The organism is Mesorhizobium sp. M0522, from assembly GCF_040321085.1.
Classification (GTDB): domain Bacteria; phylum Pseudomonadota; class Alphaproteobacteria; order Rhizobiales; family Rhizobiaceae; genus Mesorhizobium.
This window is the reverse complement of the sequence record NZ_JAMYQW010000018.1, coordinates 113,852-123,078: the sequence shown is the minus strand read 5'-3', so window position 1 is coordinate 123,078 and position 9,227 is coordinate 113,852. Positions and strand designations below refer to the sequence as shown.

General features: G+C 64.4%; 11 protein-coding genes and 1 riboswitch. Of the genes, 8 read left to right on the top strand and 3 right to left on the bottom strand.

Translation table 11 applies throughout. The annotated features are described in order from the left end of the window. Positions 1 to 124 precede the first annotated feature (124 nt). A riboswitch (cobalamin riboswitch) is annotated at positions 125 to 321 on the top strand. Between the two features lie 36 nt (positions 322 to 357). The 4 genes from NKI58_RS19895 to cobO are packed head-to-tail and all read left to right on the top strand — an operon-like array spanning position 358 to position 2,468. Then, positions 358 to 537 (top strand): CbtB domain-containing protein, encoded by a 180-nt coding sequence (locus NKI58_RS19895; RefSeq protein WP_352786991.1) that lies wholly within the window; start codon positions 358 to 360, stop codon positions 535 to 537. A 15-nt stretch (positions 538 to 552) separates the two neighbouring features. Continuing rightward, positions 553 to 1,335 (top strand): CbtA family protein, encoded by a 783-nt coding sequence (locus tag NKI58_RS19890; protein WP_352786990.1) that lies wholly within the window; start codon positions 553 to 555, stop codon positions 1,333 to 1,335. Then, on the top strand, positions 1,328 to 1,849 hold the full coding sequence (gene cobU / locus NKI58_RS19885; protein ID WP_352853610.1) for a bifunctional adenosylcobinamide kinase/adenosylcobinamide-phosphate guanylyltransferase: 522 nt from the start codon (positions 1,328 to 1,330) through the stop codon (positions 1,847 to 1,849). The genes NKI58_RS19890 and cobU overlap by 8 nt, the downstream gene beginning before the upstream one ends. Position 1,850: 1 nt before the next feature. Then, a complete protein-coding gene (gene cobO, locus NKI58_RS19880; RefSeq protein ID WP_352568974.1) occupies positions 1,851 to 2,468 on the top strand; it encodes a cob(I)yrinic acid a,c-diamide adenosyltransferase in 618 nt (205 codons plus the stop codon). 370 nt (positions 2,469 to 2,838) lie between these two features. On the opposite strand, the gene cbiB is transcribed toward cobO, so the two are convergent. After that, positions 2,839 to 3,810, bottom strand: coding sequence for an adenosylcobinamide-phosphate synthase CbiB (gene cbiB, locus NKI58_RS19875; protein ID WP_352786989.1), 972 nt, complete (start codon positions 3,808 to 3,810; stop codon positions 2,839 to 2,841). On the opposite strand from cbiB, the gene cobD reads away from it, so the two are divergent. The 3 genes from cobD to NKI58_RS19860 all read left to right on the top strand — a co-directional run bounded on the left by cobD (position 3,809) and on the right by NKI58_RS19860 (position 6,683). Continuing rightward, positions 3,809 to 4,867: a threonine-phosphate decarboxylase CobD gene (gene cobD, locus NKI58_RS19870; protein WP_352786988.1), complete on the top strand. Its 1,059-nt coding sequence runs from the start codon at positions 3,809 to 3,811 to the stop codon at positions 4,865 to 4,867. The genes cbiB and cobD overlap by 2 nt on opposite strands. Next, positions 4,864 to 5,367 (top strand): tyrosine phosphatase family protein, encoded by a 504-nt coding sequence (locus NKI58_RS19865; protein WP_352617536.1) that lies wholly within the window; start codon positions 4,864 to 4,866, stop codon positions 5,365 to 5,367. Before cobD ends, NKI58_RS19865 begins: the two co-directional genes overlap by 4 nt. 119 nt (positions 5,368 to 5,486) lie before the next feature. Beyond that, entirely contained in the window at positions 5,487 to 6,683 is a 1,197-nt protein-coding gene (locus tag NKI58_RS19860; protein WP_352853612.1) for a serine hydrolase domain-containing protein, read from the top strand. A gap of 18 nt (positions 6,684 to 6,701) precedes the next feature. Here the strand turns inward: NKI58_RS19860 and NKI58_RS19855 are convergent, their stop codons facing one another. Then, positions 6,702 to 7,505, bottom strand: a complete 804-nt coding sequence (locus NKI58_RS19855; RefSeq protein WP_352786986.1) for a creatininase family protein — start codon at positions 7,503 to 7,505, stop codon at positions 6,702 to 6,704. A 57-nt stretch (positions 7,506 to 7,562) separates the two neighbouring features. Continuing rightward, positions 7,563 to 7,946, bottom strand: a complete 384-nt coding sequence (locus tag NKI58_RS19850) for a RidA family protein (RefSeq protein ID WP_352617542.1) — start codon at positions 7,944 to 7,946, stop codon at positions 7,563 to 7,565. A 276-nt stretch (positions 7,947 to 8,222) separates the two neighbouring features. Between NKI58_RS19850 and NKI58_RS19845 the strand changes: the two genes are divergently transcribed. Then, complete coding sequence (locus tag NKI58_RS19845) at positions 8,223 to 9,227, top strand: ABC transporter substrate-binding protein (RefSeq protein WP_352617544.1); 1,005 nt, start codon at positions 8,223 to 8,225, stop codon at positions 9,225 to 9,227.

Sequence of the window (9,227 nt, the reverse complement as noted above, 5' to 3'; positions counted from 1 at the left end):
TCTCATCCCCAGCCTCCGTTCGCTGAAGATCAAACCGGACAACTCGTCTGCTACCTAACCCGGACAACTCATCTGCTTACGACATCCGGCGGAATTTGGTTTGCCGGGCGCGGCGATTCTGCCTATAGTCGCTGATGTCGTCGGTTCCGTTTGGAACCAAGAGGGAATGCGGTGAGGGCAAGTTGTTTGCCCAATGCCGTGGCTGCCCCCGCAACTGTGTGCGGTAGTCCTCTCCATATGCCACTGAAGGTTCGCCTTCGGGAAGGTGGGGAAGGGCGCTGATCCGCGAGCCAGGAGACCTGCCGGCGACAGGAAACTGACTTCTATGCCCTCGGGTGGAGGGCGAAAGGACAAGACATGAATACCGCTTCCGTTTCGCTCGGCGCTTCCCGCTCCTCGCAGTCGCGTCTCATGCAGCTGGCGCTTGCTGCATTCCTCGGCATTTTCGTCATGGGCTTTGTCGGCTTCTCGCATATCGATGCGGTCCACAATGCCGCGCACGACTATCGCCATTCGATGGGCTTTCCCTGCCACTAACAAGGGGCTGACATCATGACACTGTTTCGCAACGTCGTGTTCATCGCGGCGATCGCAGGGCTTGTGGCCGGCGTGGCTCTCGCCTGCATGCAAGCCTATGCCACGGTGCCGCTCATCCTAAAGGCGGAAGTCTACGAACAGGCCGGCGGCGGCCATGACCATGCCGCGGCACCTGCGGCACCGGCCGAAAACGCCGCAGGCACGACGGCTATGAGCAGCGCTGCGCCGGCACCGGCTAAAGCAATGGCTTCGGCGGAAGACGAAGGCTGGGCGCCGGCCGACGGTTTCGAACGCTTTGCCTTCAGCGTCGTTGCCAATATCGTCACCGGCATCGGCTTCGCGCTGGTCCTGGTCGCGGTTTCGGAAGTCGCCGGCGGCATCGGCAATTGGCGCCAGGGCCTGTTCTGGGGGCTTGCCGGCTTTGCCGTGTTCACGCTGGCGCCCGGCCTCGGCCTGCCGCCGGAACTGCCGGCGATGCCGGCGGCCGACCTTGTCCAACGCCAGATCTGGTGGTGGGCAACAGTGGTGGCGACAGCGGCCGGTCTCGGCCTTATCGTCTTCCGCAGATCGCTGCCGCTGGTGGCTCTTGCCGTGGCGTTGATCGTTGCGCCGCATATCGTCGGCGCGCCGCAGCCCGATAGCTTCGAGACGGCGATCCCGGAAGGCCTGCACCACCAGTTCGTGGTGGCGGTGACGCTGACCAATCTGGTGTTCTGGCTGGTGCTCGGCGCGGTCGTCGGCGTGGTGCGCGGACGCTTCACCGGCACGGCGACCAGCCTGCGCGACAGCTTTGCCTGACCGCGCTGCCGGGGCACTGACCCTGGTCATCGGCGGTGGGCGCCCCGGCAACACCGCGCATGCCGAGAGCCTGGTGACGGTCGGCCCGCCGCCTTGGAGCTATATCGCCACGGCGCAAGCCTATGACGAGGAGATGCGCCAGCGCATCGCGCTGCACCGCTCGCGCCGCGGCGCCGGCTGGACGACCATCGATGCGCCGCTCGACCTTGCCGGCGCGATCGGAGCGCTGCCTGACGGCCAGCCGGTGCTGATCGACTGCCTGACGCTGTGGCTGACCAACCATATGCTGGCCGACCATGATGTCGAGGCGGAATGCCGGAGGCTGGCCGATGTGCTGTCGCGGCCGCGTGGGCCGTGGTTCGTGGTGTCCAACGAGGTCGGCCAGGGCATCGTGCCGGACAATGCGCTGGCAAGACGGTTTCGCGACGCCGCCGGCCGGCTGAACCAGGACGTCGCGGCTGTTGCCGGCACCGTGCTTTTGATGGTGGCGGGGCTGCCGCTCAAGGTGAAATGACATGGCTGATACTATCGATCCCAAGGACGAGGAACGCCACCGCGCCAAGATGGCCAAGCGCAAGGCGGTGCAGGACGCCGAGGTCGCGGCCAAGACGGTCGAGAAGGGGCTGCTGATCGTCAACACCGGACCGGGCAAGGGCAAGACCACGGCCGCCTTTGGGCTGGCGCTCAGGATGCTCGGCTATGGCAAGCGCGTCGGCGTCGTTCAGTTCATCAAGGGCAAATGGCACACCGGCGAGAAAGACGCCTTTGCCGCCTTCGGCGACCGTGTCGTCTGGCACGCCATGGGCGAGGGCTTTACCTGGGAGACACAGGACCTGAAGCGCGACATCGCGGCGGCCGAGGCTGCCTGGGCGAAAGCGCTGGAGCTGATGGCCGAGCCGTCGATCAGCCTCGTGGTGCTCGACGAGCTGAACATCGCGCTGCGCTACGACTACCTCGATCTCGAAAAGGTGGTCGCGGCGCTGAAGGCGCGTCGCGAAGGCCTGCATGTCGTCGTCACCGGCCGCAACGCCAAACCGGTATTGGTCGAGGCGGCCGATCTGGTCACCGAGATGGGCGTGACCAAGCACCACTTCTCCGCCGGCGTGAAGGCGCAGCAGGGGATCGAGTTCTGAGGGGTGTTGCTGGCGCCTCTTCTTCCTTCTCCCCTTGTTGTGGGAGAAGGTGGATTGGCGCGCAGCGCCAAGACGGTTGAGGGGTGCTGGCCGGAGCGCTGTTGGTGCCAAGCTGGAACACCCCTCATCCGGCCGCTTCGCGGCCACCTTCTCCCACAAGGGGAGAAGGGAAAGCCGCACGAAGCGGCTCGCCCCTGGAATGGTAAGGGTGAGGGGCGGCGCCGACCTGACGCGATTATTTGAGGCGTAGCCTTATTTTGTTCTTGCTTTGTGCCGGCAGCTGTGCTACTAATTTGGCTATAGTGCTAATTGGGCTCCAACGACCCGTCGCTTGGCGGGTTTTTTGTTTCCGCTCGATCTCGAGCGCAGATCACGCCAAGATAACAACCACCGCGACCACGCCGAACAGCGCGATCAGCAGTAAGTCGGCGACGCGGTAGAGTTTCAGCGCCCGTCGGATGTCGGTGCTCTCGACATCATCGTGCCGGCCGCCTTCGCCCATCAACGCGTCTTCGACCATGACGCCGTCATAGGAACGGGGGCCGGCGAGCGCCAGGCCGAGCGCGCCGGCCATCGCTGCTTCCGGCCAGCCGGCATTGGGCGAGCGGTGTTTTTTCGCATCGCGCCGCACGGCGTGCCAGGCGCCCTTGGCGTCGGCGCCCTTGACCAGAAAAGCGGCGAGTACGATCAGCAGCGCCGTCAGCCGCGACGCCGGCAGATTGATCCAATCGTCGAAGCGCGCAGCCGCCCAGCCGAAGGCTTCGTGGCGCGGGGTGCGATGGCCGATCATCGAATCGGCGGTGTTGGCGGCCTTGTAGGCGACGCCGCCGGCGAGCCCGCCGATACCGAGCCAGAAGGCCGGAGCGACGACGCCGTCGGAGAAATTCTCGGCCAGGCTTTCGATCGCGGCGCGGCAGACAGCGGCCCTGTCGAGCTGTTCCGGGTCGCGACCGACGATCCGCGAGACGGCAATGCGGCCCATATCCAGTCCGCCGCTGTCGAGTGCGTCGGCGACCGCTTCGACATGCTCGGCCAGGCTCTTCTGCGACAGCAGCGACGTCGCCAGAATTGCGGTGACCAACAAGCCGAGGGGAATGCTCGAAAGCAAGGTTTCGAGCCAGAGGGCGAGGGCGGCCGGCACCAGCACGATCACCAGCAGCGCGAAGACGCCCCAGCGGCGACGGTGGGCGTCGGAATCAGTGGCGCGGTTGAGCCTGCGGTCGAGAAAGGATATCAGCCTGCCGAACCAGGTGACGGGATGGCCAATGGCATCGAAGAGCCGGGCCGGGTAGCCGAGTACAAGTTCGATGGCCAGCGACAGGAAAGTGATCAGGATCGGCATGAAGTCTCTTGATGGAGTGACGGCGGCAGTGGACCACGGCGGAAGCCTTGGCCGGGCGAGGGCGCTTTTCCCTCACGCGCCGCTGCCTTTCGTCGACCTCTCGACCGGGATCAATCCGCACTCCTACCCGCTTTTCGATTTGCCCGCCACCGCCCTGTCGCGATTGCCGGAAACAGCGCGCAGCCGCGACTTGGCTGAACGCGCGGCAAGCGCCTATGGCGCCCCGTCGGCGGCGAATGTCGCAGCGGCGCCCGGCACGCAGATCCTGTTGCCGCGCGTCGCTTCGCTGGTCAGCCCGGGCACGGCGCTGGTGCTCGGGCCGACTTATGCCGAGCATCGGCGGGCAGCGGCGATCGCCGGCCATGCGGCGGCTGAAGTCGATGATTTCGAAGCCCTGGCGGCGGCCGACCTTGCCGTCGTCGTCAATCCCAACAACCCGGACGGGCGCGTCGTCGAGCGCGAAAGATTGCTTCGACTTGCCGGGACATTACGCGCCAGAGGTGGGCTGCTGGTGGTCGACGAGGCCTTCATGGATGTCGGCCCGCGCAGCGAAAGCCTGGCCGGCGACGTCGACCAGGGCGGCATCGTCGTGCTGCGTTCGTTCGGTAAGTTCTTCGGCCTGGCCGGCCTGCGGCTTGGCTTTGCACTGGCCGATGCGCTGACGGTCGAGCGGCTGGAGGCGCAATTCGGGCCATGGGCGGTTGCCGGGCCGGCGCTCGAATATGGCATAAGGGCGCTTGCCGATACCGGCTGGCAGGCCGGGATGCGGCGCCGTCTGGCCGAGGATGCCGCACGGCTCGATACGCTGTTCGGCCGCTTCGGCGTGCCTGTCGCCGGTGGCACCGCGTTGTTCCGCTATATCAGGCTGGCGGGCGCCGCCGGCCTGTTTTCGGTGCTCGGCCAGCGCGGCATCCTGCTTCGGCATTTCGCCGATCGTCCGGATGTGCTGCGCGCCGGCCTGCCGGGAGCCGACGAAGAATGGCGGCGGCTCGAATCGGCGCTTGCCGGCTGGGCCTCGCGGCGCGACGATGATGCCAAGGGAGAAACTACCCAATGATCCACGTCTGTTCGCTGTCCAAAGTCGAGGAAACGGTAACGAAGACCGGGGCCGGCCGGCTGCTTTCGCTGCTTGCCGCCGGAACGGAGGTGATGCGACCGGCCTCGATCACCAGGGAAAACCATCTGCATCTGGTCATGCATGACATTGCGGTGGCGCAGGAGGGCATGACCATGCCGGGCGAGGAGCATGTCCTGAACCTGCTCGATTTCGCCCGCCACTGGGATCGCTCGCGGCCGCTGGTGGTGCATTGCTATGCCGGCATCAGCCGCTCGACCGCCTCGGCCTACATCATCGCGGCAGCCTTGGCGCCGAAGCGCGACGAGGCCGAACTGGCCGAGACGCTGCGCAGGCTGTCGCCCACGGCGACACCCAATCCGCGGCTGATCGCGATCGCCGACACGCTGCTCGATCGCAGGGGCAGGATGATCGAAGCGATCCAGGCGATCGGGCGCGGCGCGGATGCTTTCGAAGGCACGCCGTTCGAATTGAAAATCTGAGCCTAAAAACAAATTCCAGGAAAAGTGCGCAGGAGTTCTAGGACACGGCCAAGGGGCGAATGATGATCGGGAGAATTTTGGCCATCGTTGTTGGCGTGGTCTGCGCGACAGGCAGCGCCATGGCCGCGTCCATGCCGGCTCTCAAGTCGATCGACCTGGCAGCGCTCCAAGCCACTGTCGAGGGTTTGGCCAAGGAACTTATGCTGCCCGGTGCCATGGTTTTGCTCAAGACTCCGCGGGGCAACCTCGTCTTCGGCTACGGTACGACTGAACTGGGTGCCACGAACCCGCCGCGCGCCGATACCCACTTCCGTGCGGCCTCGAACACCAAGACGATGACCGCCGCTGTCATCGTGCAACTGGTGCAGGAAGGGAAACTGAGCTTCGCCGATCTGATCTCGAAATACGTCCAGCGCGTTCCCAACGGCGACGAGATAACCATTCGGCAGCTCATAACAATGCGGAGCGGCCTCCCTAACTTCACCAATGCGCCGGAACTTGCCGAAAGCCTGGACAAGTATCCTTACAGGGTATGGACCGCTGATGAAGTACTCGGCATGGCGTTCAAACGGCCGCCGGACTTCGCGCCGGGTGCCGAATTCGAGTACAACAACACCAACTACTATCTGCTCGGCCTTGTTGCCGAGAAGATCGACGGCAAGCCGCTCTCGACCATCTTCCGGGACCGCCTGTTCGGGCCGCTCGGCATGAAGAACACGGCGTTGCCGCCGAGCACGTCGAATGCCATCCCCGAGCCATACTCAAACGGCTATCTCTACGGCAGTACTTCGTACGCCCTGGCTGATGCGCCCTATCCGGACGACCTCCAGGCTGCGGCCAGGGCGGGAACGCTCAAGCCCAACGACGACACATGGCAGAACCCGTCCGCCTACTTTGCGGCTGGCGGAGTCATCTCCACCGCGGATGACCTCGCTACCTGGATGCGCGCGCTGGTCGGGGGCAAGCTCTTCAATGCCGACTTCCAGCGCCAGTGGCTTGCAAGCCCTGAGGCGCCGGCGCCGGGCGAACCCGCCACGCAAAAATACGGCTATGGCATCCTAACGCTGACCTTCGGGCCTAACGAAATCTACTATCACGAAGGCGAGATGCCCGGTTACCAGTCCTTCATGGGCTACGATCCGGCCAATGACGTCACCCTGGTCATATGGACCAACCTGACTCTCGCGCTCCACGGCCAGGCGACCGCCAACACCTTGATGGTGAAGATACTGGACGAAATCTACACGGTGTCGCCGCTTCAAGAGGTGAAGGATCCTCGCGCGCGAATGGAATCGCCCCTCGTGAGCGAGGCCTGAGTTGGTGGGATCAAACACCTACGCCAGCCAATCCGCCAGCTTTGCCTTGCCCACGTCCCTCAGCAGGCCGATGAAGCCGTCGGCCTGATGCTCGGCGGTGAGCCGGCCTTTTTCAGCGGTGGCAATGCTGGCGTCGCCGACGACGCCATTCGGGTTGAGATCGCTGGCGATCCAGGCGAAGGCGTGCGTTCCGGTGTGGCGCAGCAGCGCAAGTTCCTTTTCGGCGCGGGCGACCTTGGACACGAAATTGTCGGCCTTCCCCATATCGACGAGGTCGGGCCGGAAGTGCAGCATCAGCGAGGTCTCGACGTCGCCGCCATGGATGCCGTGGCGGTCCTCGAGCTCGGTGTACATGCCGGCCGGCCGGCCAAAGCGCTGCCAGCTGGTCTTTACCGCCAGCATCTTTGCCCGCACACGCAATTCGCGGGTGACGATGCCCATGATCTCCTCATTGCCGCCATGCGAGTTGACGACAATCAGTTTTCGGACGCCGGCGCGCGCGACCGACAGGCCAAGTTCGGTCCACGCCTCGACCAAGGTCGTCGCCGGCAAAGTGAGGGTGCCCGGTGCGTGCAAATGCTCGTTCGACTTGCCCACCGCCTGGACCGGCAGGATGCGGATGTCGAGATCGCCGGGCAGGCGCGCGATCACCGTTTCCAGCATGCCGTTCATGATCGAGGTGTCGGTCGAGACCGGCAGATGCGGGCCGTGCTGCTCAATCGCCGCCAGCGGCAGAACGGCAATGGTCGCTTCAGGATCGACGGTCGCGTATTCGGTGGTCCGGTAGTCACCCCACCATACGCGTTTTTTTGCAGCGGTCATGTCATGCCCTCTTGAACCGACAAGCCCAGACCTAACGCGGGAACGATCGGCTGTCGATCATCCCGCCGCAATGACCTCGATCTCGACCTTGAATTCCGGCCGGGCAAAACCGGACACGATCATCAGCGTCGAGGCCGGCGCCGGGCTGGCGAACAGCCGGTCGCGAACCTCCATATAGGGCCGCAGGAAGGCGCGGTCGGTGACGTAGGTGTTGATGCGGACGATGTCGGACAGGCCGAGCCCGGCCTCGCCGAGAATCGCCGATATGTTCCGGAAACAAAGCTCGGCCTGTGCGCCGGCCTCCTCGGGGATCTGGTCGTCCGGGGTGATTGCGACCTGGCCCGAACACAGCACCAGCCGCTTGCCGGGCGGCAGTTCGACGCCATGGCTGTAGCGGGCGAAGGGCGGCTTGATCGACTTCGGCGTGAGAAATTTGAACATGGCAATCTCCGTTCACGGCAGCCTAAAGCGGGATCGATGCGGGCATCAAGATGGCGGTGCATGTCACGAGGGCGATTGTGGACAGGCGATCAAAAAATAGGCACGATGCCTTTCGTACAGCATGACCCGTCCGGCCTTCGCGCAGCCATTGCTCAGGCGGGCATTGCACAAGCGGGCGGTCCCGGCGCAACGCGCCGGTGGCATGTGTCTTGCTTCTTGAAACAATGGTGTCGAGCCCGGCGCGTGACGCGCCGGAGCGAACAAAGGGTGGTGTGGATGTACGGAAAACTCAAGATTTCGGCGGGCGTGATCGTGCTGCTTGGCGCAGGCACGCTTGCCGCGGCAGCGAACGAAAAAGTCACCTTCGGCACCAACTGGCTGGCTGAGCCGGAGCATGGCGGTTACTACCAGGCCGTGGCGGACGGCACCTATGCGGCCTGCGGCATCGACGTGACGATCATGCAGGGCGGCCCACAGGTCAGCGGCCGGCCGCTGCTGCTGGCCGGCAAGATCGATTTTTACATGGGCGGCAATCTGCTGTCGGCCTTCGATGCCGTGCAGCAAGGCATACCGATGCGCGTCGTGGCGGCCGACTTCCAGAAGGACCCGCAGGTCATCATGTCCCATCCCGGGCAGGGGCTGGACAAATGGGAAGACCTGAAGAACGCCGACCAGTACATCCTCGGCGACGAAGGTGCGCAGACCTTCTTCCAGTGGATGGTCACCGACCTCGGCTTCGACGCCGCCAAGCGCGCGCCCTACACCTTCAACCCGGCGCCGTTCATCGCCAACAAGAAGTCGATCCAGCAGGGTTACGTCACCTCGGAGCCATTCGCCGTCCAGAAGCAGGGCGGTTTCACGCCGAACCAGTTCCTGCTGGCCGACTATGGCTGGGACACATATGCAACGACGGTCGAGACCATGCAGGAGACGGTCGACAAGCGGCCCGAGGTGGTCCAGTGCTTCGTCGATGGCTCGGCCAAGGGCTGGTACAATTATCTCTACGGCGACAACAAGGCCGCCAACGAGATGATCAAGAAGGAAAATCCGGACATGACGGATGAGCAGATCGCCTTCTCGATCGAGCAGCTGAAGAAGTTCGGCGTGGTCGATTCCGGCGACAGCGAAAAGCTCGGCATCGGCGCCATGACCGATGCGCGCATCCAGAGTTTTTACGACAAGATGGTCAAGGCCAAGGTCACACCGGCGGGCATCGACATCAAGAAGGCCTACACGCTGGCCTTCGTCAACAAGAGCGTCGGGCTCGACCTGAAGAAGTAG